The sequence below is a fragment of the Staphylococcus sp. EZ-P03 genome, from assembly GCF_003344575.1.
Classification (GTDB): Bacteria; Bacillota; Bacilli; order Staphylococcales; family Staphylococcaceae; genus Staphylococcus; species Staphylococcus simulans_B.
In genome coordinates this window covers 1-26,284 of record NZ_QPMO01000020.1, presented here as the reverse complement: position 1 = coordinate 26,284, position 26,284 = coordinate 1, and the positions used below count along the sequence as shown (strand labels likewise).

20 protein-coding genes and 1 other annotated feature are annotated in these 26,284 nt (G+C 38.8%); of the genes, 16 read left to right on the top strand and 4 right to left on the bottom strand.

The annotated features are described in order from the left end of the window. Positions 1-426 precede the first annotated feature (426 nt). The 9 genes from rpmH to DVJ99_RS10090 all read left to right on the top strand — a co-directional run bounded on the left by rpmH (position 427) and on the right by DVJ99_RS10090 (position 9,390). Positions 427-564, top strand: coding sequence for a 50S ribosomal protein L34 (gene rpmH, locus DVJ99_RS10130; protein WP_000240855.1), 138 nt, complete (start codon positions 427-429; stop codon positions 562-564). A 147-nt stretch (positions 565-711) separates the two neighbouring features. After that, a complete protein-coding gene (gene rnpA / locus DVJ99_RS10125) occupies positions 712-1,065 on the top strand; it encodes a ribonuclease P protein component (RefSeq protein WP_162912182.1) in 354 nt (117 codons plus the stop codon). Positions 1,066-1,197: 132 nt separating this feature from the next. Beyond that, complete coding sequence (mnmE, locus tag DVJ99_RS10120) at positions 1,198-2,577, top strand: tRNA uridine-5-carboxymethylaminomethyl(34) synthesis GTPase MnmE (protein ID WP_199790673.1); 1,380 nt, start codon at positions 1,198-1,200, stop codon at positions 2,575-2,577. 16 nt (positions 2,578-2,593) lie between these two features. Beyond that, positions 2,594-4,468 (top strand): tRNA uridine-5-carboxymethylaminomethyl(34) synthesis enzyme MnmG, encoded by a 1,875-nt coding sequence (mnmG, locus tag DVJ99_RS10115; RefSeq protein WP_105994068.1) that lies wholly within the window; start codon positions 2,594-2,596, stop codon positions 4,466-4,468. Further along, positions 4,469-5,191 (top strand): 16S rRNA (guanine(527)-N(7))-methyltransferase RsmG, encoded by a 723-nt coding sequence (gene rsmG / locus DVJ99_RS10110; RefSeq protein ID WP_105994069.1) that lies wholly within the window; start codon positions 4,469-4,471, stop codon positions 5,189-5,191. Positions 5,192-5,237: 46 nt separating this feature from the next. Further along, positions 5,238-6,080, top strand: a complete 843-nt coding sequence (gene noc, locus DVJ99_RS10105) for a nucleoid occlusion protein (RefSeq protein ID WP_114604109.1) — start codon at positions 5,238-5,240, stop codon at positions 6,078-6,080. A 119-nt stretch (positions 6,081-6,199) separates the two neighbouring features. Beyond that, on the top strand, positions 6,200-7,114 hold the full coding sequence (locus DVJ99_RS10100; RefSeq protein WP_114604108.1) for a hypothetical protein: 915 nt from the start codon (positions 6,200-6,202) through the stop codon (positions 7,112-7,114). Between the two features lie 12 nt (positions 7,115-7,126). Then, positions 7,127-8,047 (top strand): hypothetical protein, encoded by a 921-nt coding sequence (locus DVJ99_RS10095; RefSeq protein ID WP_114604107.1) that lies wholly within the window; start codon positions 7,127-7,129, stop codon positions 8,045-8,047. Positions 8,048-8,229: 182 nt separating this feature from the next. Then, complete coding sequence (locus tag DVJ99_RS10090; RefSeq protein WP_114604106.1) at positions 8,230-9,390, top strand: aminotransferase class I/II-fold pyridoxal phosphate-dependent enzyme; 1,161 nt, start codon at positions 8,230-8,232, stop codon at positions 9,388-9,390. Between the two features lie 426 nt (positions 9,391-9,816). Here DVJ99_RS10090 and DVJ99_RS10085 read toward each other — a convergent pair whose 3' ends face one another. The 4 genes from DVJ99_RS10085 to DVJ99_RS10070 form a co-directional block, all read right to left on the bottom strand. Beyond that, positions 9,817-10,566, bottom strand: coding sequence for a cyclase family protein (locus DVJ99_RS10085; RefSeq protein ID WP_105994077.1), 750 nt, complete (start codon positions 10,564-10,566; stop codon positions 9,817-9,819). A 138-nt stretch (positions 10,567-10,704) separates the two neighbouring features. Beyond that, the gene (metE, locus tag DVJ99_RS10080; RefSeq protein WP_114604105.1) at positions 10,705-12,948 is read right to left on the bottom strand and encodes a 5-methyltetrahydropteroyltriglutamate--homocysteine S-methyltransferase; all 2,244 of its coding nucleotides are present in this window, start codon (positions 12,946-12,948) and stop codon (positions 10,705-10,707) included. Continuing rightward, positions 12,945-14,786, bottom strand: a complete 1,842-nt coding sequence (locus DVJ99_RS10075; protein ID WP_105994079.1) for a bifunctional homocysteine S-methyltransferase/methylenetetrahydrofolate reductase — start codon at positions 14,784-14,786, stop codon at positions 12,945-12,947. Before DVJ99_RS10075 ends, metE begins: the two co-directional genes overlap by 4 nt. After that, the gene (locus DVJ99_RS10070) at positions 14,740-15,912 is read right to left on the bottom strand and encodes a trans-sulfuration enzyme family protein (protein WP_114604104.1); all 1,173 of its coding nucleotides are present in this window, start codon (positions 15,910-15,912) and stop codon (positions 14,740-14,742) included. Before DVJ99_RS10070 ends, DVJ99_RS10075 begins: the two co-directional genes overlap by 47 nt. A 118-nt stretch (positions 15,913-16,030) precedes the next feature. Next, positions 16,031-16,385: a binding site (T-box leader), on the bottom strand. A gap of 339 nt (positions 16,386-16,724) precedes the next feature. On the opposite strand from DVJ99_RS10070, the gene DVJ99_RS10060 reads away from it, so the two are divergent. From DVJ99_RS10060 to DVJ99_RS10030, 7 genes are all read left to right on the top strand, one after another. After that, a complete protein-coding gene (locus DVJ99_RS10060; protein WP_114604102.1) occupies positions 16,725-17,537 on the top strand; it encodes a ParB/RepB/Spo0J family partition protein in 813 nt (270 codons plus the stop codon). 62 nt (positions 17,538-17,599) lie between these two features. Beyond that, the gene (locus DVJ99_RS10055) at positions 17,600-18,487 is read left to right on the top strand and encodes a mechanosensitive ion channel family protein (RefSeq protein ID WP_232167532.1); all 888 of its coding nucleotides are present in this window, start codon (positions 17,600-17,602) and stop codon (positions 18,485-18,487) included. Positions 18,488-18,516: 29 nt separating this feature from the next. After that, positions 18,517-18,729, top strand: a complete 213-nt coding sequence (locus DVJ99_RS10050) for a DUF951 domain-containing protein (RefSeq protein ID WP_105994084.1) — start codon at positions 18,517-18,519, stop codon at positions 18,727-18,729. Then, positions 18,729-19,826 (top strand): redox-regulated ATPase YchF, encoded by a 1,098-nt coding sequence (ychF, locus tag DVJ99_RS10045; protein WP_105994085.1) that lies wholly within the window; start codon positions 18,729-18,731, stop codon positions 19,824-19,826. Before DVJ99_RS10050 ends, ychF begins: the two co-directional genes overlap by 1 nt. 277 nt (positions 19,827-20,103) lie before the next feature. Next, positions 20,104-20,439: an SdpI family protein gene (locus tag DVJ99_RS13490; RefSeq protein ID WP_114604101.1), complete on the top strand. Its 336-nt coding sequence runs from the start codon at positions 20,104-20,106 to the stop codon at positions 20,437-20,439. A 420-nt stretch (positions 20,440-20,859) separates the two neighbouring features. Further along, positions 20,860-21,363, top strand: a complete 504-nt coding sequence (locus DVJ99_RS10035; RefSeq protein WP_114604100.1) for a hypothetical protein — start codon at positions 20,860-20,862, stop codon at positions 21,361-21,363. 306 nt (positions 21,364-21,669) lie between these two features. Continuing rightward, the coding region (locus DVJ99_RS10030) for an Ig-like domain-containing protein (protein WP_114604099.1) at positions 21,670-26,284 on the top strand (4,615 nt) is incomplete at its 3' end.

Here is a 26,284-nt window from a genome sequence, read left to right as displayed (position 1 = left end):
CTTATTAACAAATCTACCTGTCAAACCTATGTGGATATGTTACTTTTATGTGCAGGAGTCTGTGTATGGTAACATATTTATCCACAGAATGTCACTGTTCCTCTGTGAATAAGTGGATAACTTTTCAGATAACATACACATAAAATGTACTTGCTTTATAAGGTTGAATTTGTTATATTTTAGTAGTTGCTTGAATTATGACTAAGATATTGATTAATTGAACTAAGTAAGGTGAGCATTTGATAGGAGCTCATCCTTTCGCAGACACCGTAGAAAAGACTACGGAGTAACTTGGTATAAGACTGTAATATCTCGGTTATAGCAGATAAGGCTGTAGATGCAGATCTTTTCCAAGAATCTCATGATGTTAAATATGAGAAAGCGACTATAAATGAATGAAATGATTCGATATGGAGGTGTTTTTACATGGTAAAACGTACTTATCAACCAAATAAACGTAAACACAGTAAAGTTCATGGTTTCAGAAAACGCATGAGCACTAAAAATGGCCGTAAAGTATTAGCGCGTCGTCGTCGTAAAGGCCGTAAAGTTTTATCAGCATAAGATCACTGACCTATCAGTGGTCTTTTTTTTGCTTTAAAGCAGGTAAAAGATCCGCAGGTTGGAAATTGATACCCCGATTCTCTACACTAGATACGTAAGATACAAAGTAGGGTAGGGGAGCAGCAAGAAAAGAAAAATAAGTGAGTGATGGAAGTGGAAAAAGCATACCGCATTAAAAGGAACAGCGATTTTCAAGCGATTTACAGAAAAGGGAAGTCAGTCGCAAATCGCCAATTTGTCATTTATGTCATGCCTGACGAAAACTTGACTCATTTTAAATTAGGGATTAGTGTTTCTAAGAAACTCGGCAATGCAGTGACACGCAATCGTATCAAACGTTCAATCAGAGAAAATTTTAAAGTACATAAGAATGATATTATTGCGAAAAAGATTATTGTAATTGCAAGACAACCTGCAAAAGATATGACTGTACTAGAAATTCAAAAAAGCTTAGAACACGTGCTAAAAATTGCAAAACTATTCAATAAGAGAATAAAGTAGACTATCCGAAGTCTTAGGTCAGACAAACGTAAGACTAACTTCATAGAAATTGAACACATATGTGGCAATTTACAATAAAAGTCATTACAATTATATAGTTAGAAATTTAAGTAGAGGAGGCGAAGCAGCATGTTGGATTTAGATACAATTACCAGTATTTCTACTCCGATGGGAGAAGGTGCAATCGGTATTGTCCGTTTGTCGGGAAGCCAAGCTGTTGAAATTACAGATCGGCTGTATAAAGGAAAGAAACCATTAGCTGAAGTAGATTCGCATACAATTAATTATGGGCATATTATCGATCCTGAAACGAATGAAGTCGTTGAAGAAGTGATGGTATCCGTGCTGCGTGCACCAAAAACATTTACAAGAGAAGATATCGTAGAGATTAACTGTCATGGCGGGATACTTACTATCAATCGTGTTTTAGAACTGACAATGACATATGGGGCAAGAATGGCTGAACCAGGGGAATACACAAAACGTGCATTCTTAAACGGCCGTATTGATTTGTCTCAAGCTGAAGCAGTGATGGATTTCATCCGTTCTAAGACTGACCGGGCGTCTAAAGTTGCGATGAATCAAATCGAAGGACGCTTAAGCGATATGATCAAACGCCAACGTCAATCGATTTTGGAAATTTTAGCGCAAGTTGAAGTGAATATCGATTATCCTGAATATGATGATGTCGAAGATGCGACAACAGAATTCCTGTTAAAACAGTCTGAAGCAATCAAAGCTGAAATCGATCGTCTTTTAGCGACAGGTACACAGGGTAAAATCATGAGAGAAGGTCTTTCTACTGTAATTGTAGGTAAACCGAACGTCGGCAAGTCTTCTATGCTTAATAACTTAATTCAAGATAATAAAGCGATTGTCACTGAGGTTGCGGGTACGACGCGAGACGTCTTAGAAGAATATGTGAACGTCCGCGGTGTACCGTTGCGCTTAGTAGACACTGCAGGTATCCGCGAGACTGAAGACATCGTAGAAAAAATCGGTGTTGAGCGTTCACGCAAAGCACTCAGCGAGGCTGATTTGATTTTGTTCGTCTTAAACTATAACGAAGCGTTGACTGAAGAAGACCGCAAGTTATATGAAGTCATCAAAAATGAAGATGCAATTGTCATTGTGAATAAGACGGACCTCGAGCAGCACCTTGATTTAGATGAAGTGCATGAAATGGTCGGTGATATGCCTGTCATTGAAACATCAATGCTGAAACAAGAGGGCATTGATCAGCTCGAAGAACAAATCCGCGACCTATTCTTCGGCGGAGAGGTTCAAAACCAAGATATGACATATGTTTCTAACTCAAGACATATCTCATTATTAAAACAAGCAAGAAATTCAATACAAGATGCAATAGATGCGGCAGAAGCCGGAATACCAATGGATATGGTACAAATAGACTTAACAAGAACATGGGAAATTTTAGGTGAAATTATCGGAGAATCCGCAAGTGATGAATTGATCGATCAGTTATTCAGTCAATTCTGTCTCGGAAAATAATTAAGGAGGATAAACTATGGCTTTGGATTATGATGTAATTGTCATCGGTGCCGGACATGCGGGTATCGAAGCAGGTCTCGCTTCAGCGCGCCGCGGTGCGAATACACTGATGCTGACAATTAACTTAGATAATGTTGGATTTATGCCATGCAACCCGTCAGTAGGGGGCCCCGCTAAAGGGATTGTCGTTCGTGAAATCGACGCATTAGGCGGTCAAATGGCTAAGACAATAGATAGAACGCATATTCAAATGCGTATGTTGAATACAGGTAAAGGACCTGCAGTACGTGCATTAAGAGCACAAGCAGACAAAGCATTGTATCAACGTGAAATGAAACGTGTACTAGAAGATGAAGAGAACTTGCACATTATGCAAGGAATGGTAGATGAATTAATCATTGAAGGTGACGAAATTAAAGGTGTTCGTACAAACATTGGTACAGAATACCGCTCTCAAGCAGTCATCGTCACAACAGGTACATTCTTACGCGGTGAAATTATTTTAGGCAACTTGAAGTATTCAAGCGGTCCTAACCACCAATTACCATCAATTACACTTGCTGATAACTTGCGCGAGCTTGGTTTTGAAGTTGTACGTTTCAAAACAGGTACACCGCCGCGTGTGAACTCTAAAACAATTGATTATGACAAAACAGAAATCCAACCAGGTGATGATGTAGGACGTGCATTCAGCTTTGAAACAACTGAATTTATTTTAGACCAACTGCCATGCTGGCTGACTTATACAAATGATAAAACGCACCAAGTGATTGATGACAACTTGCATTTATCTGCGATGTACTCAGGTATGATCAAAGGTACAGGCCCGCGTTATTGCCCATCTATCGAAGATAAATATGTGCGTTTCAATGATAAACCGCGCCATCAATTATTCTTAGAACCAGAAGGCCGCGACACAAACGAAGTTTATGTTCAAGGATTGTCTACAAGCTTGCCAGAACATGTTCAGCGTGAAATGCTTCAAACGATTCCTGGTTTAGAAAAAGCAGACATGATGCGTGCAGGTTACGCAATCGAATACGATGCATTAGTACCGACACAATTATGGCCGACTCTTGAAACTAAGAAAATCAAAAACTTATACACAGCAGGCCAAATCAATGGTACGTCTGGGTATGAAGAAGCGGCTGGCCAAGGCTTAATGGCCGGAATCAATGCTGCAGGCAGAGTGCTCGGCACAGGTGAAAAAGTATTAAGCCGTTCAGATGCTTATATCGGTGTATTAATCGATGACTTGATTACCAAAGGAACAAACGAACCTTACCGTTTATTAACATCTCGTGCAGAATACCGCTTATTATTACGTCATGATAATGCAGACTTGCGTTTAACGGACTTAGGTCATGAATTAGGATTGATTTCTGATGAACGTTATGCGCGTTTCAATGAAAAACGTGATCAAATCCAAGCAGAAATCGACCGTTTATCTAACATTCGTATTAAACCTAATGAACATACGCAAGAAGTAATCAAAGCTCATGGCGGTTCACCATTAAAAGACGGTATCTTAGCAATTGAATTACTGCGTCGTCCGGAAATGGATTATCAAGCGATTCTTGATATTTTAGAGGAAGAACATCAAATTCCGGCAGCAGTAGAAGAACAAGTAGAAATTCAAACGAAATATGAAGGATATATCAATAAATCATTACAACAAGTCGAAAAAGTAAAACGTATGGAACAAAAGAAAATTCCACACGACTTGGACTATAGTAAAGTTGACAGCTTAGCGAGCGAAGCACGTGAAAAATTAGCAGAAGTTAAACCATTAAACATTGCACAAGCGTCACGTATTTCAGGCGTTAACCCTGCTGATATTTCAATTTTACTGATCTATCTTGAACAAGGTAAGCTTGAAAGGGTGAAATAAATGAGTGTTGAATGGTTGGCTGATAAGCTAGAATCACATGGCATTACTTTGAACGACCAACAAAAACAACAGTTTCAAACTTATTACAAAATGCTGGTTGAATGGAACGAAAAGATGAATTTAACAAGTATCACGGATGAAGAAGAAGTGTACTTGAAGCACTTTTATGATTCCATCACAGCCGCATTTTATATGGATATGACAAAAGAACTCAGCATCTGTGATGTAGGCGCAGGTGCAGGGTTCCCAAGTATCCCGCTAAAAATTGTCTTCCCGCAGTTGAAAGTAACGATTGTGGATTCACTTAACAAACGTATTCAATTCTTAAATCATCTTGCGGATGCTTTAGAATTAACAGGTGTGAGCTTTGTCCATGAGCGAGCTGAAAACTTCGGCAATACACGCGGAGACAACCGGGAGTCTTATGATATTGTGACAGCACGTGCCGTTGCACGTTTAACAGTACTGAGCGAGTTATGCTTGCCGCTCGTTAAGACAGGCGGACACTTTGTGGCAATGAAATCTTCAAAAGGCGAAGAGGAACTTGAAGAAGCACGATTTGCGATTGGTGTGTTTGGAGGAAGAGTCGAAGCGGTAGAAACCTTTGAACTGCCGGATGATGCAGGCGAACGCCAAATGATTATCATCGAAAAGCGCAGTAAAACCCCTAAAAAGTATCCTAGAAAAGCAGGTACGCCTAATAAATCTCCTTTACTAAAATAAAAATAAATATTAGTATATAATTATATTTAGAGGGAGAGATTGCGGAATGAAAAAGCCTTTTTCTAAACTATTCGGTTTAACAAACAAAGATGAAGATATGACAGGCTATACTGAAGAAGATCGCAATAATCATGTTGAATCTATTCAAATTGAGAAGATTGTGCCTAACCGCTATCAACCAAGACAAGTCTTTGATCAGACAAAGATTGATGAACTTGCGGAATCCATTCAAGAACATGGATTGCTTCAACCGATTGTGGTACGACCGATTGAAGAGGGCATGTATGAAATCATTGCAGGTGAACGTCGTTTCCGTGCTATGAGCAGTATTCATATGGCATACGCGGATGTCATTATTCGCGAGATGACAGATGAAGAAACGGCAGTCGTTGCGTTGATTGAAAATATTCAACGTGAAAATCTATCGGCAGTTGAAGAAGCGGAAGCGTATCAAAAGTTATTAGAACTTGGAGATACAACACAAAGCGAACTCGCACAAAGTGTGGGTAAAAGCCAAAGTTTTATCGCAAACAAACTACGTTTATTAAAACTTGCGCCAAAAGTGCTTTCTAAACTTGCAGAAGGTAAAATAACAGAACGTCACGCACGTGCATTGCTGAGCTTATCACATGAAGAACAAGAAGAAATGGTTCAAATCATTATTGATCAGCACTTGAATGTGAAACAAACAGAGGCCAGAGTGAAAGCGAAAGTCGGACCTGAAAAAGTCAAAGCACAAAACTTCCAATTCACAAAAGACCTCACACCAGCAAAAGAAGCACTTCAAAGCAGTTTTGAAAAAATAGAGAAAAGCGGACTTCGCGTAGAACAAAAAGAACGCGACCACGAAGACTATTTAGAAATTAAAATAAGAGTGTATAAACGCTAACAGCCATTCGTTCTTAGGAACGAGTGGTTTTATTTTTATACATGATTAGACATATTATGTCCACTTAGATATGTATAATGAAAATGATTACTTATATTTACGACATCGGAGGATATGACATGAAAGTAAGACTATTAGCATCAACTTTAGCAGCAATGACCTTGTTACTAACTGCATGTGGACAAAAAGAACAAGAACAATCAAGTAATAATCAAGACAACCAAAAAGAATCGAAAACAAAACAAGATAAAAAAGAAAACCATTCCAATCATAAAGAAAGCTCGTCTGACTCACTTGACAAGAAACATAAAGACACTAAAACACTTGAAAAAGATGTAGCACAACTAGCACCTAATGAAAAAGTTGCATTAGCATTATTTGAACCGGCAGTCAGTGATATGGCTGTAACAGCAAATGAATTGTTGAATCATTCATTTAGATTTAGAGCTACTGGTAATGTCGATGAACAACGACCAATTAATATATACAAATTAAATACAATTAGTCCAGGAATGGTCACAAATATACCACAAGGAACAACATTTTATGTAGCACGTCCAGGTAAAGGTGGAGGTGTCACTCTTATTGGCGTGAGTAATAATCAAGTTATTGTTACAGGTGGACAAGCGGCAAGTTCTTATCAACAATTAGTAAATGAAAGCTTTACTAAAATTTATAATATTAAAGATTTATATCAAAAATATGGTTCTAATCCAGACTTCAAAAAAGTAGCATCAATGATTGAAATTACTAATGCACCTATTAATAATAACCAAGCTTCTCAAAGTGCAAATAAATCTGAAAGTACATCATCTGGTGAAACAGTCACACGTGCGAATGTGATTGATAAAGTAGAGGCATATGAAGGACATAAATTAGATACAAGCAAGTATACATTTAAAGAACCTGAACAAATGGGAGACGGCCGTTGGGGCTTCTCTATCTTAGATAAAGCTGGTAACTTAGAGGGTTCATATATTATCAATAAAGATGGATCAGTTGAGAAATATGATGCTAAGGGACAACGAGTCTAGGGGGTGGCAAACATGAAATTAAACACAGTTTTTGTGTCATCTGCTGTACTGGCTTTGTTACTTGCAGGATGTGGACAAGGAGAAACAAATTCATCTGACTCATCGAAAGACGATAAGAATCATCAAACACAGAAAAAATCTGATGCTAGCCTTTCAGATTTATATAATAGTAATAAATCAAAACAGCACGATACTAATAACAACAAACATGAATCTCAATCGAAAAAGGGCGTTTATAAAAGCTTTGATCAATTAACTAAAGCCGATAAAATTGCTTTAGCAATACTTGCGCCACCAACTTCAGAATGGATGTTAACACCTTCTCAAATCTTTAACGATTCCCGTTTTAATAAAAATCATCCAATGGAATTCATACGTGAGGTTGATTTTAAAGAAGTAAAAAGACCTTCAAATGCAGATATTTTAGTAGCAACTGAAGGTGGTAATGGTGGTGTCAAATTTGACTTCCATGTTAAAGTCGCGATTAATGATACCCAAATTGCAGTATTAGGAGAAAAAGGTGCTATTCTTAAGTATAAAGAGATATTTGAATATGGAAAAGTTTATAATATAAAAGACTTGTATGAAAAATATAAAAGTGATCCCGATTTACCTAAAATTGTAAGTTTAATTTCGGTGGATGAAACGTATCATCCTGATACAAGAAATTTGAATACAGATAGTGATTCAGACTCAGACAGTTCATCATCATCAAGTGAAACAGTCACACGTGCGAATGTGATTGATAAAGTAGAGGCATATGAAGGACATAAGTTAGACACAAGCAAGTATACGTATAAAGAACCTGAACAAATGGGAGACGGTCGTTGGGGCTTCTCTATCTTAGATAAAGCTGGTAACTTAGAAGGTTCATATATTATCAATGCAGATGGATCAGTTGAGAAATATGATGCTAAGGGACGACGTATATAAGCGAAGAAAGCTGGCTTCTTATGTGTAAACATAGGAAGTCTTTTCTTATTTGACAAATGTCAGAATTTTTACAATAATAGAGGTGATAAACAATTACCAATATTGTGAGAAATACATAGTTATGCTATATGTTCCTTTAGGGGTAACGTATAGCTTTTTCATTATTTAAGGAGGGACGTAATTTGGTCATTTCAAGAAGATTATCAAAAATTCCGGACAGTTACTTTGGAAAAACAATGGGGAGAAAAATAGAACATGGACCGCTTCCCCTCATCAACATGGCTGTAGGTATTCCTGACGGGGAAACACCTGAAGGTATCGTAGATGAGTTTGCGAAAGCACTGCGTGTGCCAGAAAACCAAAAGTATGTCGCATTCCAAGGGAAAGACACATTCAAACAAGCGATTGTGGATTTCTATCAGCGCCAATACGGTGTTGAATTAGACAAAGATGATGAAGTTTGTATCTTATATGGTACTAAAAACGGGTTAGTCGGTCTGCCTAACTGTATTGTGAATCCTGAAGATTATGTTTTACTGCCAGATCCTGGTTATACAGACTACTTAGCAGGGGTCTTATTTGCGGATGCGAAACCTTATGCCTTAGAGCTTGAACCGCCATACTATCAACCTGATTTTGATAAAGTACCGGAGGAAGTCTTAGGTCAGACTAAGTTAGTGTATTTAACTTACCCTAATAACCCTACAGGCTCTACAGTGACACAAGATGTGTTTGAAGATGTGGTTCAAAAGTTTAGAGGTACGCAAACGAAGATAGTACATGACTTTGCTTATGCGGCATTCGGCTTTGATCATAAGAATCCGAGTATCTTGCAGACAGAAGGCGGTAAAGACGTCGCAATTGAAGTATATTCGCTGTCTAAAGGCTATAACATGTCAGGCTATCGTGTAGGCTTTGCGGTCGGTAATAAAGACGTGATTGCGGCACTTAAGAAATATCATACACATCACCATGCAGGTATGTTTGGTGCTTTACAAGATGCGGCGACATTTGCGCTCAATAACTATGATTATTTCTTAGATAAACAAAGTGAAGTCTTTAGAGCACGCCGCGACCGTTTCACTGAAATCTTAGATGAAGGCAACATTCCGTATGAACCAATGACTGGCGGTATCTTCTTATGGCTAGCGACACCAGAAGGTTATGATGGCGAACAATTTGTGGAATTCTTGCTTCAAGATCAATCTATTTTAGTTGCTCCAGGTATTCCGTTTGGGGAAAATGGCCGTAATTACGTACGTGTCTCTCTTGCATTAGATGATGCACAGTTGGATGAGGCTGCGAAGCGGTTAAAATCATTAAGTGATATGTATAAAGCTTAAATAAGTATTTGCTTTCAATTAAATAAAACCAATCATTCAATCACTGCTTGTTGACTATCATCTGCGAGCGGTGATTTTTTGCATCAAAATAAGGTACTGAATATAAAGGCTGTGCACTCACGGGGTGGTGGGAAATGCGGCTTTATATTCAGTACCTCTTGTTTTTTAGTAGTAAAAAAGGAGTATAGTTTGCCTAATATCGGGAAATAGGCGGTTTTTAATTTTACTATTTCGTATCGGGTTAGAAATAGTATGGATTATGAAAAGAAATGTTCTTATCGGGTTTAAGAACAGTGGCGATTCATTGCCCCAATTCCTGAGGACCCAGGGCAACGTAGCCAACTTTTTATTGTATTTACTCATAACTTTTAAGGAGTCGTTTTTAAAATTTAATAATGGCAGCACGTAATGGATGATCGCGGTCCATTACTGCTTGTTTGGTGTAATCGCAAATGCACGGACCGGGAATCCTGGTGCATCTGCCGGTTTTGGACTGATGGTATAAATGACTGCACCTCTTTGTGGGAGACGGTCTAAGTTAGTTAATAACTCAATTTGGAACGTATCTTGTCCCAGTACATAACGTTCACCGATTAAATCGCCGTGTTTTGCGACATCGACTGAAGCGTCTGTATCGAATGTTTCATGGCCTACTGAACGTACGCCGCGTTCTTCTAATAAGAATTGCAATGCATCGAGTGACCATCCGGGTGCGTGAGGATTGCCTTCTGCATCTTTATTCTCAAATTGTTCCACATTCGGCCAACGGTGTGACCAATCACTGCGGAATGCGACGAATGTATCTGGTTCAATACGGCCGTTTGCTTGTTCCCATTCTAATAAATGCTGCTTAGTTAAACGGAAATCGGGATTTTCCGCAACTTCTTTAGAATAGTCGAGAACAATTAATGGCAATACTAATTCTTTTAAATCTAATTCATGCAAATATCTTCTGTTTTCTACAAAGTGGATGGGGGCATCAATGTGTGTACCATATTGTGTGGCAACACTCCATCTTTGTACAAAATAACCATTTTCTTTAACTGTACTGATCGTATCAATGTATGCTGCTTCTAATGCGCTGAAATGTGGACTGTCTGAATCGAATGTATGTGTTAAATCCACCCATTCATTTTCTTTCAAACTTTTCAGCTGATCCCATAAAGGATAACTCATCTTGAACACCTCTTACTGACTGATTTGTTTTTGGTGCTTTTTGAAATGTATGGCGGTTATTTTATAGGTTGGCTGACTAGTGGTACTTGAGACTGCTCTCCCACTAGCAAGCCTTTGCCTATAAAGTTGAAACTTGTATTACGCTGTTTCTTGTCCTTCTTTATTTCTTAATTTTTTAACTGCTGAAACTAAAACTGTTAATGCTTCTTTTACTTGATCTTCATTACGTGTTTTCAAGCCGCAGTCTGGGTTAACCCAGAATAATGAACGGTCGATTTCTTGTAAACCACGGTTAATCGCAACTGTGATTTCTTCTTCAGTCGGGATACGCGGACTGTGGATATCATATACACCTAATCCGATACCTAAATCATACGTTACATCCTCGAAGTCTTTGATTAAAGCACCATGGCTGCGTGATGTTTCGATTGAGATAACATCTGCATCCAAGTCGTGGATTGTATGGATGATTTCGCCGAATTGAGAATAGCACATATGCGTATGAATTTGTGTCGCATCCGCCACTGAAGATGTAGCTAAGCGGAATGAATGCAATGCTTGGCTTAAGTACTCTTCATGGAACTCAGAGCGTAATGGTAAACCTTCACGTAATGCTGGTTCGTCTACTTGGATAATTTTAATACCAGCATCTTCAAGTGCTAATACTTCTTCGTTGATTGCTAAAGCGATTTGATCTTGAACTTCATGACGCGGAATGTCTACACGTTCGAATGACCAGTTTAAGATTGTAACTGGACCAGTCAACATACCTTTTACAGGGTGGTCAGTTAAGCTTTGAGCATAAGCTGTTTCTTCCACTGTGATTGGTTTAGTCCATTTAACGTCTCCATAGATAACTGGTGGTTTAACCGCACGAGAACCGTATGATTGAACCCAACCGTATTTAGTAACTAAGAAGCCTTGTAATCTTTCGCCGAAGAACTCAACCATGTCGTTACGTTCGAATTCACCATGAACGAATACGTCTAAGCCGATATCTTCTTGGATTTTAATCCAGCGTGCGATTTCATCGCGTAAGAATTGGTTATATTCTTCATCACTGATGCGGTGGTTTTTCCAGTCTGCACGTTTTTTACGAACTTCTTTAGTTTGCGGGAATGATCCGATTGTTGTTGTTGGTAATTCTGGTAATTTTAAGCGTGCATCTTGAACTTTTTTACGTTCAGGGAATGCTGATTCACGATGTGTACGTACGCTGTCAAAGTCATATTCAAGGTTTTTGAATGCTTGGTTTTGGAAGCGTTCGTAAGCTGCTTTTAATTGATTGTATTTTTCGCTGTCGTTATCGTTGATAACACGTTTTAAAGCGTCTAATTCGTCTAATTTTTCAGTCGCAAAGCTTAAGCCTTCTTCGATAGATTCATCTAATTCTTCATCATCTAATGAAACAGGTACGTGTAATAATGAAGAAGAAGGTTGGATGACTAACTCATCTGTATAGTTTTCTAATGTTTCGATTAATTCTTTTTTCGCTTCGATATCTGCAGCCCATACGTTGCGGCCGTCGATAATACCTGCATATAAAGCTTTATCTTTAGATAATTTGCCTTCTTTGATTTGTTTTAAGTTTTCGCCGCGGTCATGAACGAAGTCTAAACCGAAACCTTTAACTGGTAATGTGTTGACGAAGTCTAAATCAACATGTTCGAAGTAAGTTTGGATGACTAATTTGTCAGCCAATCCAGCTTTTTCGAAGTAGTCATAGACATGACGTGTAACGTCTTGTAATTCTTTTGCGTTATCTGTAACTAATACAGGCTCATCGATTTGGATGTACTCAGCACCTGCATCTACAAGTGATTGCAATACTTCTTTGTATAATGGAAGCAATGCTTCGATTTTTTCTTCAAATGATTGTTCTCCGCCGCGTGATAATTGAACGAATGTTACAGGACCTAAGATCACTGGGTGTGCATTCACATTTAATTGTTTTGCAAATTCGAAACGTTCTAATAAGACATTGCGGTTTAATTTAGGTTCTACGTTGTCCCATTCAGGTACGATGTAGTGGTAGTTAGTGTTGAACCATTTGATTAAAGCACTTGCTACGTTTTCTTTAGTACCGCGTGCGATATCGAATAATAAATCATCATTAACTTCTTGGCCTTGGAAACGTTCTGGAATGATGTTGAATAATAATGATACGTCTAAAACGTGGTCATATAATGAGAAATCTCCAACCGGTACGCTGTCGATGTTATAGTGTTTTTGTAATAATAAGTTTTCTTTGTGCAAGTCGTTTAAAGTTGTTGTTAATTCATCATAGTTTGTTTTGCCTGCCCAGTAACTTTCGATTGCTTTTTTCCATTCTCTTTTGCGTCCTAAACGTGGGAATCCGATATTAGCTGTTTTAATTGTCATATTATTGCCTCCTGGTTTTTTTCAGTTTGAGTTTTAAAATAAGTTGAGAGTTCGAGTGAATAATCTACTTGTTCGAAGGGTGTAATCAGATAAAGACCGTTAAAGTGTTGTATCACTTCATCAATAAGTTTGCGGCAGATGCGCAAGCTTAATTCTTTGGTTTTTTGTTTATCGTCTTTGACCGCTTCAAACTGTTCTAATACTTCATCTGGCAATGAAATGCCAGGTACTTCATTGTGTAAGAATTGTGCGTTTCGATAACTTGTGATCGGCATGATACCGATAAAGAACGGTGTGTCGAGATGTGCAGTCTTTTCAGCGATTTCTTTAATACGTTCGACCGTGTAAACCGGCTGTGTAATAAAGTAATTCATACCGCTGTCGACTTTCTTATCTAACCGTTTGATTGCTGCTTCCATCTTGCGGACATTCGGATTGAATGCACCGGCAATATTGAAGTTGGTTTTTGTTTTCAATGCGCCGCCGTCAATGTTAAGGCCGTCGTTGAAACGTACAGCAAGTTCAGCTAAGCCTTTAGAATTTACATCATAAACATTCGATGCACCTGGCAGATGCCCCACTTTAGATGGGTCACCTGTAATCGCGAGTATCTCATTGATGCCGAGCAGTGATAGGCCGAGCAAGTGAGATTGTAAACCGATTAAATTTCTGTCTCTGCAGGTAATGTGCACGAGCGGTTCAATATTGTAATTCTGCTTAATGATACTGGCAGCTGCGATGTTGCTGACACGTACGGTTGCTAGCGAGTTGTCTGCTAAAGTAATCGCGTCGATTTTCGCTTTGTCTAACTTTTTGACATTGGCAAAGAATTTGGTTGTGTCTAAGTGTTTCGGTGTATCAAGTTCTACAATAACTGTCGGGCCTGCTTTGACTTTAGTTGTCAGATTGTCTTTTTGCACCGGGATAGAAGGGTAATTGCTTTTTCTTCTAATCGGGATGACTTTCTTTTCTAAAGCCGGTTTCAAACCTTCCACCGCTTGTTTGATGAAGCGGATATGTTCAGGTGTGGTACCGCAGCACCCGCCGATTAAGTGGACGCCTTCTTTCACTAAGGTTTCCGCAATTTTTCCAAAGTATGCGGCGTTATCGCTGTAATGAATGGCTGAGTCTTCAAAATCAAGAAGGCTGGCATTCGGATAACATGAGAGAATCGCGTGCTGCGGAATCTCGATATGTGTGAAAGATTGCTGCATGTGGTGCGGGCCATGGTGGCAGTTTAAGCCGATGACATCTGCACCTTCAGCTTCCACTTGTTTTAATGCTTCGTTAATTTCAGTTCCGTCTTGCAAGTAGTTGGTGCTAGAAGCGGTTAATTGTGCGATAACAGGAATGTTATACTTTTTCTTCGTCGCTCTGATCACTTGCAAGAGTTCGTTTAAATCATAGTAAGTTTCAAAGAGGAGTGCGTCGACACCCTCGTCTATCAATGTTTCAATTTGAATATCAGTGTGATAAAGGATTGTCGAAAGCGACAATTCATTTTGTTTCACACCTTTAAAACCTCCAACAGTTCCTAATATAAAAGTGTCTTCATTGGCTGCTTGCTTTGCTATTCTTACGCCGGCACGAATGATATCTTTCACTTGGTGTTCCAACCCGAAAACTTGAAGTTTTTCGAAGTTAGCACCATAAGTATTGGTTTGGATCACATCTGCACCAGCTTCAATGTAAGATCGATGAATTTGTTCTATTTTCTTAGGGTGTGTCAGGTTATATGCTTCAGGACAAGTATCGATCCCTTCTGAGTAGAGAATCGTTCCTATTGCACCGTCAGCTACTAATACGTTGTTGCTCAAAGTTTGTAGAAATCGGCTCATAGTATGCTTCCTCCAATGCTGCTTCAAAATCTGCTATCAACTCGTCTGGGTCTTCTAAGCCCACACTCAGTCTCAATAGATCGAACGTTATTCCGCGTTCGTTGCGCACATCTTCTGGAACAGAAGCATGCGACATTGTGGCTGGATGAGATACGATGGTTTGAATGCCGCCTAAGCTGACTGCGATTTGCGGGATTTTCAAGGCTTTAGCGAATGTCGGCACTTTATCAGGGTCGCTTAATCTAAAGCCGAGTACTGCACCGCCGTTTTCAGCTTGGCGTTGGTTAATGTCATCATTTCCTGGGTAATACACGTTAGTAATTTCAGGGCGTGTTCTTAAGAATTCAACGATTTTTTCAGTGTTTTTCACTGATTGATTCCAGCGGACATAAAGCGTTTTAAGATGTTTCGTTAATGTCCAACTATCTTGAGCTGATAATCCGCTTCCTAAAGTGTTTTGCAGGAATCTCAAAGATTCCGCAACTTCCGCATTATTTGTAACTACTGCACCGGCGATTAAATCACTATGGCCGCTTAAGAATTTCGTTGCACTGTGGATGACGATGTCTGCACCTAAATGCAGCGGCTTTTGCGATAACGGTGTTAAGAAAGTGTTATCCACTGAAACGAGTACGTCATGTGCTTTCGCTATTTCTGTAATCGCTTGGATATCTGTCACTTTAAACAATGGGTTAGAAGGTGTTTCAAGGTGAATCAATTTCGTATTGTCTTGAATCGCTTGCTCCACTTCTAATGGATTAGTTGTATCAACAGCTGTGACCTCGATATTAAATCCTGGCAATACATGTTCGCATAGGCGATATGTTCCGCCGTATACATCGTTAGGAATAATTAAGTGGTCTCCGGCTTTCAGTAAGAAGAAGACTGCTGAAATTGCGCCGATTCCTGAGTTGTATGCGATTCCGTACTCGGCATCTTCTAAGGCTGCAAGCTTTTCTTCTAACAATGCTCTGTTCGGATGACCTGATCTTGCGTAATCGTAAGGGACCTCTGAACCGATCAATGCTGTCGGGAAAGTCGATGAGTCGTAAAGTGGCGGGTTGGCTGCTGCAATGTTCGGGAATTGATGGTACTTAATTAAATTTGTTTCTGGTGATAGTGACATTGAAATACACTCCTTTAGTTATTGAGATTGCTTTTGGCTGCGGAAGGTCTGGAACTAAGGAGGGAAGCTGACCACGAAAAAAAGCTTCCGTCCTTTAAACCCGAAAAAAGATTCGGATGTAAAGGACGAAAGCTTGAGCTTCGCGGTACCACCTTAATTCGCTGCTTTATTGCTAAAGCAACCTCTTCCAGTACGCTAAATCTGTTCATGGCCGATACTGAAGTCCGTGGTACGTTATCTATATGTCAGCAATCGCTGCAAGATTTTTTAAAATAACGTTATGCGTCATTCCAGTACGCCATTATGCAAAAATGTTAATACTGTAGCGCTGTAACGGGCGCCCCCGTTGATGCCTCATATCGACACCACCACTCCAAGGCCATTTTCAAACTTTCTTTCTGTGCCTCCTTTCAGCGGACGGAAGCTCTCTGTGCCAGCAGTGTAAGTTCTACTTTCCTTATTATCGTGTTTAGAAACGATATTCAATTGTCATTCTTGGTGAAAAATGTTTTGTTTTTTGTTGATGACCACATTGTATATTGGTTCTGAATCGTTTGTCAACAGAATTTTCAGAATAGTAGGTCTATACTGAAAATAAAAACCGAGTTAACCCCTAGAGTATCAAGGGATAAAGGGATTTAAAATTTTTTTGAAAATTTTTATTTTCAACCCTCATACTTTGGGCTAGTTTTTAGAGTTCACAAGAAAAATTGCTTTATTGCGTGCGCTATTTTTCATACAATAAGAGAGGAACAAAAATAAGGATTTGGACTAATGATGTTCAATTTAAAACAAAGCGAGGTGACTGAAACGTGCATGACTCGAGTAATGAGCAAGAACACAAAGTTGAAAGTGTAGCTTTAGATAAAATACGGCCGAATCCGTATCAGCCTAGAAAACATTTTGATGATTTGAAGCTAGATGATCTTGCGGCTTCAATTCGTGAACATGGTGTTTTGCAGCCCATCATCTTGCGCAAAACCGTACAAGGCTATCATATTGTTGTAGGAGAGCGGCGTTTCAGAGCCTCAAAAAAAGCTGGGAAGACTGAAATTCCGGCTATCGTTAAAACAATGACAGATGCTGAGATGATGGAACTGGCGATTATAGAGAACTTGCAGCGTGAAGATTTGAATGCAATAGAAGAAGCGAAAAGCTACCGTAAACTAATGGATGATCTGCATTTGACACAAAAAGACGTCGCACAGCGTCTAGGCAAATCACGCCCCTATATTGCCAATATGCTGCGATTGCTGAACTTGCCTGAATCTATCGCAAAATGGGTAGAAGACGGTCGGTTATCAGGTGCACACGGCAGAACTTTATTGATTTTAAAGGACGAGGCATTGATGAAACAAGTTGCTGAACAAGCAATGAAAGCATCATGGAGTGTCCGTTATCTAGAACAACATTTGTCTGAAATGACATCTGATACAAAGCAGACAACACAAGCAGCCAGTCAAAAGAAACCGCGCATGATTCAAAGACAAGAACGTCTGCTTCAAGAACACTATGGCACAAAAGTCGCGATTACTACGAAAAAGAATAAAGGACAAATTACCTTTGAGTTTAAGTCAGAGGAGGAATTCATGCGTTTAATACAACAATTAAATAGTGAATCATAAGAAATTATGTTGTATTCATGGTAAAATATATATTTGTTGTTAAAGGACAGGAGGACGACCATTTGAATACCTTTTGGAATACATTACGAGGTGTGTTCAATTCACTTATTGAACCCCTGACAAAACCAGACACCTATGCTGACATCTTGAACAAGCTGATTATGATTGTAATCTACGTTGTAGTTGCGATTATCATCATCAACCTTGTTAATAAATCAATTGATCAGTTCTTTAAATTGCAAAACCGCAATCCGCATGGCAGAAAACGTTCTGTCACACTGACAGCCTTATTAAAAAACGTAGTACGTTATGTTGTATGGTTTATTGTGCTGACAACGATACTTGGAAAATTCGGTATCAGTGTCACAGGTCTCTTAGCCGGAGCTGGTGTAGTCGGTTTAGCTATCGGCTTTGGTGCACAGACGATTGTAAAAGATATCATTACTGGCTTCTTTATTATATTCGAGAACCAATTTGATGTAGGTGATTATGTTAAAATTAACTTGAACGGGACTCCTATTACTGAAGGGACAGTTCAGTCCATTGGTCTGCGTTCAACACGCATTCATGCTTATACAGGTGAATTAGTAGTTTTACCGAACAGCGTGATGTCAGAGATTACCAACTTCTCAATCAGTAACGGCAAGGCATTAATAGAAGTGCCGATTGCAATGGATGAAGATGTCGATAAGGTAGAAAGCAAACTTAAGGAGTTCTTGGATACATTACATTCAAGCTACTATGTCTTCGTCTCAAAACCTGAAATTCTCGGTATTGAGGATTTAACAGGTAATGCATACATCTTGAAAATTGCGGCTGAAACAACGCCGAATAATGCAGTACCAGGATCACGTATCTTGCGTAAAGAGGTTGCTAATTTCTTGAATCAAGAGGGAATTAAATCACCTGTTCCGATTATGATGCAGTTTGATGGACAGAAACCTCAATGATAAGAATTCATAATGATGGAGGATTGTAAATGGTGGCTCAGTATGGTCTGAATGATATTGTAGAGATGAAAAAGGCGCATGCTTGCGGCGCTAATCGATTTAAAATTATTCGTATGGGTGCAGATATTAGAATTAAATGCGAACATTGCAATCGAAGTATTATGATGCCTCGTACAGAGTTTAATAAGAAATTAAAGAAAATACTTGTATCAAATGATACGAAAAAGAAGGAGAATGACTAATGGCTTTAACAGCTGGTATCGTAGGCTTACCAAACGTCGGGAAGTCTACACTATTTAATGCAATAACAAAAGCGGGTGCACTTGCGGCGAACTACCCATTCGCTACGATTGATCCTAACGTTGGGATTGTAGAAGTACCGGATTCACGTTTAGATGCACTATCAGACATCGTTAATCCGAAAAAAGTAATTCCTACAACGTTTGAATTTACAGACATCGCAGGGATTGTTAAAGGTGCCTCTAAAGGTGAAGGATTAGGAAATAAATTCTTATCTCACATTCGTGAAGTAGATGCAATCTGCCAAGTCGTGCGTGCGTTCGATGATGATAACGTGACACATGTATCTGGACGTGTAGATCCATTAGATGATATCGAAGTTATCAATATGGAATTAGTACTTGCGGATTTAGAATCTGTCGACAAACGTTTGCCGAGACTTGAAAAAATGGCACGTCAAAAAGACAAAGACGCAGTTAACGAAGTACGTATTTTAGAACGTATTAAAGAAGCATTAGAAGCAGGAGATCCGATTCGCAGTCTAGAATTCAATGAAGAAGATGCAAAATACGTTAAACAAGCACAGCTTTTAACTTCAAAACCAATGATTTATATTGCGAATGTTGGCGAAGATGAAGTGAATGAAGCGGATAACGAAAAAGTTAAAACAATTAAAGAATACGCTGATAACGAAGGCTCAGAAGTTATCGTAATCAGCGCGAAAATTGAAGAAGAAATCGCGACATTAGACGATGAAGATAAAGAAATGTTCTTAGAAGACTTAGGTATTGAAGAACCAGGTTTAGACCGTTTAATCCGCAGCACATACGACTTATTAGGACTTGCGACATACTTTACTGCAGGTGTACAAGAAGTACGTGCTTGGACATTCAAAACAGGCATGACTGCACCGCAATGTGCGGGTATCATCCATACTGACTTTGAACGCGGGTTCATCCGTGCCGAAGTTACAAGCTACCAAGACTTTGTAGATAACAAAGGTGAACAAGGTGCTAAAGAAGCAGGTAAAATGCGCTTAGAAGGTAAAGATTATATCATGCAAGACGGTGACGTTGTACACTTCAGATTCAACGTTTAATTAAGTAAACAACTAACTAAAAACACGCACTTAACAAGGCATACTATTATGCTTAGTTGAGGGCGTGTTTTTTTGTGCACACTTTTATCACTATAAAGCGATAGGATTTCTATACGTATACAATTCACACAATAATAATGAATGGGTGTTGTGTTAAAATATTATTTTAATTTATTTTGTTTAAAATAAGTGCTTTGATTAAAGGGAAATGGTATATATGAATTAGATATAATGTGTAACAGCTGATGAACTGACATATAGAGAGGACGTTTTAATTATGGTGTTGTTTCCAAGCAGTATTTTTCTTTTAATATTAGGAAAGCTATTTCAACAAATACCGCCGGATGATATTAATCCTTTTTGGGGATTTCGAACAAAAAAGTCTAAGAAAAATAAAGAAAATTGGATACTGGCTCAAAAAGAATTCAGTTTGCAGTCTATAAATATGTTTAAGTACGCTGCGTTCGTCTCATTCTTTTGGCTGTTAGCTGATATTGCCTTCTTATTTTTAAATAATGATAAGGTTATGGTGATCTCGGTGCTGCTTCAGTCTCTTATATTACTAGGATTATTAGTGGTGTTGTATATCAATGTTAACAACAAGTTGGATTGAATAAAGAAGGTATGAAGCGGTAAACTTTTGTATGTAATTTAAGACCACCCTCGACGGAAGGGAGTCTTAAAATAGACAGGTTTGCTATATGGTTGAAATCCTCAAATGCTGAAAATGATACTTTAGCTATATCTGCATGTTTTTATAAATTTCAAATTTAATAGCTGATAAGCACTCTTTAAAGCGAGTTAAACTCTAACACTTAGGGATACCTAAGTGTTTTTGTATATGTACATTTCTGACATATGAGAATTAATAGTTACTGTTTAAGGAATATATATAACATTAATTTCAAGAATGATATTATAAAAATGATTAGTGGTTTTTGTTTATAAAAGCAAGCGGTACATAACAATTTTTTGAAAGGTCTAGGTTAAATGATTCAACCATTGAGATTTAAATAGAACCGGAGGAATTTGAATGAATAGAATTAAATCACAACTACTTGATTTGCTTGCGTTGCTACCTTATGTCATATCAGCGATATTAGTGTTTTATGTCATTTCTGCAAACGATCACATCATTACACAAAAATTAGACAGTATTCAAGACAGTGTGGATATGTCAGATGTACAAATTAACTTATTGGTTGTTATTTTAATAGTTATATCTAGCTTGGTTACTTTCTTTGTCACGTATTTTTTGTTAAAACTGTTAGCTTTTGTTTTTAAACTCGGTAATACATATCAAAATAAAAGTTTATATATGTCGTTGCTGCTTGGATTTACCATTGCGAATGTTTTTGCACTGATTTTCAGTGATCTGATAGGACTACCGTTAGGCGCTATTAAGTATATCACCCCGTTAATAGATATAGGAGTTTTTGCGGCTGCATTCTACTTTTTAGGTGAAAATAAAAGGAAAACGACCATCATACTGGTTGTTGGAAAACTTATTATTAATCTTATCAGTTGGTTATTATAATTAAATAATGGAATTTAATAGAACGATGTAACAGTATTGCGACAAGGTTACATCGTTCTTTTTTATGTTTAAGAACTCATTATGAATGCAGGATTAACTGTGTGTAAAGGCGTTGAACTATGGATAGGCTATTCAAATTATTGAGTAATGCACTGAAATAACGATAGATTGTGTCTTCAAAAATGTCGAACAAGTCATAAAAGTTTTTTATGAAAGTTGTGTAAATTAATAAGTTTTTCACAATTTCCAAAAAGATAATGATAGAATTGTGTTATAGAATTACAAAGGAAAGAAGTGAAATGTTAGATGCCTAAAAAGCACCGAAATGATTTGTTTTTTGACAAAAAATTAAGAAATAAGTACCACATTAGAAAATTCAGCGCAGGGATTGCTTCTGTTTTATTCGGGACGTTAGTTTATGTCTCTCTAGATCAGCAAGCACAAGCTGCAGAAGCACCTGCCTCTGACACATCCACAGTTAATGATACCAACCATCCGCAAGCTCCCAGCAGCACTGCAAGTGCTGAACAACCACTTAATACACAAACAAGTACTGCAACCACTGCACCAACAGAATCTGTAAGCGATTCCACAAAAACAGCAGATTCAACGATTCAACAACCTTCAACTGATAATCAAACAAGCCAAGTCGATACGAAACCTGAACCTGTTTCAGCACCTCAGCCGCAAGCTTCAACTGATACTGTTAAGACAGAAACAGCGGCACCAACAGCAAATGAAACAACGACAGCGCCAGAAGTTTCAACAAATACCGATGCAGCACCAAAAACTGAGGAAACTAACAATACAGCACCTCAAACAGAAACAGCACCGGCTCCTGAAACAGCAACACGTGCTATGACTGCTTCAAGTCCTGCACCTGAGGCACCTATAACAAATACAAGTGCACCGGCACCAGCTGCAAATGCACATCCTGTAGACAATGTAGAGGGTGTAACGGAACAAGTATATTCGAAATCAATTCCGGTATATCCGAAATCAGATGTTGCGAAAACAGCTAAAATGCAGCGCGGTATTTATCAAGCACGAGAAAGTTTAGGATTGATCGTACCAGCTGGAAAAGAATTTTATATCCGCCAAGCACAAGGCAGCAATGAAGCTGATTTGCGTGTAGATTTAATGACGAATGACAGATTACAAGTTCGAAATAAAACTGTTTCGCGTGACGGCAGCTGGACTAATATCTCTACAGGTATTGATAGTGCCGCATTTGTACGCATTCCTACTGGATTGAATCAACAACCTGTAGTTGAATATTATGTTCAAGACAATGCAGGTGTGACGTTGCCTACTTATCGCAAAAACGGCGACAAAGCAGCGTTCGATAGTGATTGGGCTGCGCGTGATACAAGTTACGGATATGTAGATGGGGATAAAATTGCATTTTTAGTTCCTAGAGAAGACCGTGAAAGAATCGCAAACCTAGGTCAAGATCCTGGAAGATGGGGCTTTACGGACTTAGATGACATGATCGGCTATTACGAAGATGTGATTAATCACTATGACAAATGGGTCGGATTAAATGATGACATTAACTCTGTACATTACAACGTAGGACAAAAGTACTTTACGATTGCGGATGCGCATGGTCCAGGGTTAGCTTATTATTCTACAAATAACATGGGTTCTAACAACACTTCAATGTCTGGCTATCTTGAAAAAGGCTGGTTAGGTCTTCACGAAGTGGGTCACGGTTATGATGGCGCAATGACATATGATCATAAAATGGATTTAATTGAAGTAGAAAATAATATCCTAGCAAACCAATACCAAACAGAAGTTATGGGTGTTAATGATGGTTGGCTGTATGAAGGCAACCAAGAAGGCGTTCAAAAAGGCTTTAATGATAGATTAGTCACTGGTGATTTAAGCTATGCGAACGGAGGCTTTAGAGGACGACTTGATTTCATGACGAAAATGGTACGTTTAACAGGAATTGAAGGCTTTACTGATTTGTGGAAAGGGATTCGACAAGAAGAAGCGGATATGGCAAATGCCAGCAAACCTTTTGCGCAAGATGTACCAAGATGGATCAACACTTATTGGTTAGCTGATAACGGTATTAACGGTACAGCATATTTTGACTTATATAAAATCAATCTGCCGCAAACCCTAAAAGACCAATTAGATACGTACAATAACACGTACACTTATCCTTTATCACTGTTAATAAACAATCCAGAAGAGCAACAGCGTTTAACTCAAAAACTAGGATTATCTACACCATACGAACTCGTAAAATCTTCAGATTTAGCTGATACTAGTGTGCGTGCAGATGCAGAAGTAAGTCTGAACCTTAACGGTCAAACCTTACCAGATAATGTCAAAGTAAGCTTGATGGAAGGTACTCAAGAGGTTGCGAGTGCAGAAGTTGTAGACGGTAAGGCAGTCTTCCCTCAAGTACGTGCTGGTGTATATAAAATCGTAGCGCCATTATCTACAACATATGCATTACCTGAAAGTGAATATATTGTAGTAAAAGAAAGCGGAGAAAACCAAGCAGTTTTAAACTATCCTAAAAATGATGATGTGCAAGACAGTGTAACGCAAACTATTTCGTTAAGAGGTTTATCTAACTTTGAATTTGCGTCAGCGAACTACAACCCTGACACAAAACAAATTGAATTCAAACAAAACGCAGGACAACCGCATGTTTACTTTACAGATGAATATGCACACATGACTATTCAAAAAGCAGACGGTACAAACGTATTAGATAAATCCTATATCGGTAATCAAAGACTTTCATCTGAAACACAAACATTTGATTTAGACTATGGAGATAAAGTAATTGTGCATCACCGTGAACCGGCTGCACGTCGTGTCTTAGTTAGAAATGAAACGAAAGAAAATGTTACAGTACCGCTTGCTGATCAAGAAACAGTGACATACACACTTACTGATAAAGGTTTCATTGTAGATGGTGAAACACAAACTGATGCCAATCGCCGTTATGACGAAGCAATCCAATCTGATGTGGCACAAGTTGCTGCTGCTATTCAAGCACACCCAGAAAGAGATTACCGCAGCCAATTATTCAAAGTATTCCAAGGCGTAGAATATGCAGATCCGAATATTAAAGCAGAATTGATGAATATATTAAATCCGCTTGTTGAGGCATATAGAGTAGATACTCCTGTAGTTAATCCGATTGAAGCTGGAAGCACAAGTATCAGCGGTACCGGAGAAGCGGGAAGTACGATAACTGTTACATTTAAAAATGGTCAAAAAGCAGAAGTAGAGGTACCTGAAAATGGGCAGTGGACAACACAATTGCCGCAAGGAACAACAGTAGAACATAACGATGTTACACAAGTGTTTGCTACTGGAAAACACGGTACAGTATCAGAAACAGTATCTGTGAAGGCGTTAGATACAATAGCCCCAACAGTGCCAACTATTAATAATGTAGAGGCAGGCACAAATACTGTAACAGGAAAAGCGGAACCATCAAGTACCGTGAAATTAACATTAGCAGATGGATCGACAAAAGAAGTTGTGACGGACGCACAAGGAAACTGGACAGCAGAATTCAGTGCACCATTTGCATATCAAGCACCGATTAAAGCTGTTTCAACTGATAAGGCTGGAAATCAATCAACAGAAGCAACAAAAGTGGTTGAAGATACAACGGCCCCGCAAGCCCCAGTAATTAACAAGGTAGAAGCGGGCGCAAATACTGTAACAGGAACAGCTGAACCATCAAGTACAGTGACATTAACATTGGCAGATGGAGCAACTAAAGAAGTTGTGACAGATGCACAAGGAAACTGGACAGCAGAGTTTAATGCGCCGTTTGTATATCAAGCACCAATTAAAGCAGTATCAACAGATAAAGCTGGCAATCATTCAACAGAGGCAACCCAAACAGTAGTGGATACAACGGCCCCACAGACACCTGTAATTAATAAGGTAGAAGCGGGCACTAATACAGTATCAGGAACAGCGGAACCATCAAGTACCGTGACATTAACATTAGCAGATGGATCAACAAAAGAAGTTGTGGCAGATTCACAAGGAAACTGGACAGCGGAATTTGATACACCATTCGCATATCAAGCACCGATTAAAGCAGTATCGACAGATAAAGCTGGTAATGCATCACAAGAAGCAACAAAAGTAGTTGAAGATACAACAGCGCCGCAAGCACCTGTAATTAATAAGGTAGAGGCAGGTACAAACACAGTATCAGGAACAGCAGAACCATCAAGTACCGTGAAGATAACACTAGCGGATGGATCAACTAAAGAAGTACAAGCAGATATACAAGGAAACTGGACAGCAGAATTCAGTGCACCATTTGCATATCAAGCACCAATTAAAGCAGTATCAACAGATAAAGCTGGCAATCATTCAACAGAGGCAACACAAACAGTAGTAGATACAACAGCGCCGCAAGTCCCAGTAATTAACAAGGTAGAAACGGGCGCAAATACTGTAACAGGAATAGCGGAACCATCAAGTACAGTGACATTAACATTAGCAGATGGAACTACAAAAGAAGTTGTGGCAGATTCACAAGGAAACTGGATAGCAGAATTTGGAACACCTTTTGCTTATCAAGCATCAATTAAAGCTGTTTCAACAGATAAAGCTGGTAATCATTCAACTGAAACGACACAAACAGTAGTAGATACAACAGCGCCGCAAACACCTGTAATTAACAAGGTAGAAGCGGGAGCTAGCACAGTAACAGGCACAGCGGAACCATCAAGTACCGTGAAATTAACATTAGCAGATGGATCAACTAAAGAAGTTGCGACATATGCCCAAGGAAACTGGACAGCAGAATTTGATACACCTTTTGCATATCAAGCACCAATTAAAGCAGTATCAACAGATAAAGCTGGCAATCATTCAACAGAGGCAACACAAACAGTAGTGGATACAACGGCCCCAC

Coding starts and splice junctions, on each gene's coding strand:
- DVJ99_RS10035 (WP_114604100.1), top strand. CDS start 20,860: ATGAATAGAATTAAATCACAACTACTTGATTTGCTTGCGTTGCTACCT.
- noc (WP_114604109.1), top strand. CDS start 5,238: ATGAAAAAGCCTTTTTCTAAACTATTCGGTTTAACAAACAAAGATGAA.
- DVJ99_RS10070 (WP_114604104.1), bottom strand. CDS start 15,912: ATGTCACTATCACCAGAAACAAATTTAATTAAGTACCATCAATTCCCG.
- rsmG (WP_105994069.1), top strand. CDS start 4,469: ATGAGTGTTGAATGGTTGGCTGATAAGCTAGAATCACATGGCATTACT.
- DVJ99_RS10085 (WP_105994077.1), bottom strand. CDS start 10,566: ATGAGTTATCCTTTATGGGATCAGCTGAAAAGTTTGAAAGAAAATGAA.
- DVJ99_RS13490 (WP_114604101.1), top strand. CDS start 20,104: ATGGTGTTGTTTCCAAGCAGTATTTTTCTTTTAATATTAGGAAAGCTA.
- metE (WP_114604105.1), bottom strand. CDS start 12,948: ATGACAATTAAAACAGCTAATATCGGATTCCCACGTTTAGGACGCAAA.
- ychF (WP_105994085.1), top strand. CDS start 18,729: ATGGCTTTAACAGCTGGTATCGTAGGCTTACCAAACGTCGGGAAGTCT.
- DVJ99_RS10095 (WP_114604107.1), top strand. CDS start 7,127: ATGAAATTAAACACAGTTTTTGTGTCATCTGCTGTACTGGCTTTGTTA.
- rpmH (WP_000240855.1), top strand. CDS start 427: ATGGTAAAACGTACTTATCAACCAAATAAACGTAAACACAGTAAAGTT.
- DVJ99_RS10100 (WP_114604108.1), top strand. CDS start 6,200: ATGAAAGTAAGACTATTAGCATCAACTTTAGCAGCAATGACCTTGTTA.
- rnpA (WP_162912182.1), top strand. CDS start 712: ATGGAAGTGGAAAAAGCATACCGCATTAAAAGGAACAGCGATTTTCAA.
- DVJ99_RS10075 (WP_105994079.1), bottom strand. CDS start 14,786: ATGAGCCGATTTCTACAAACTTTGAGCAACAACGTATTAGTAGCTGAC.
- mnmG (WP_105994068.1), top strand. CDS start 2,594: ATGGCTTTGGATTATGATGTAATTGTCATCGGTGCCGGACATGCGGGT.
- DVJ99_RS10050 (WP_105994084.1), top strand. CDS start 18,517: ATGGTGGCTCAGTATGGTCTGAATGATATTGTAGAGATGAAAAAGGCG.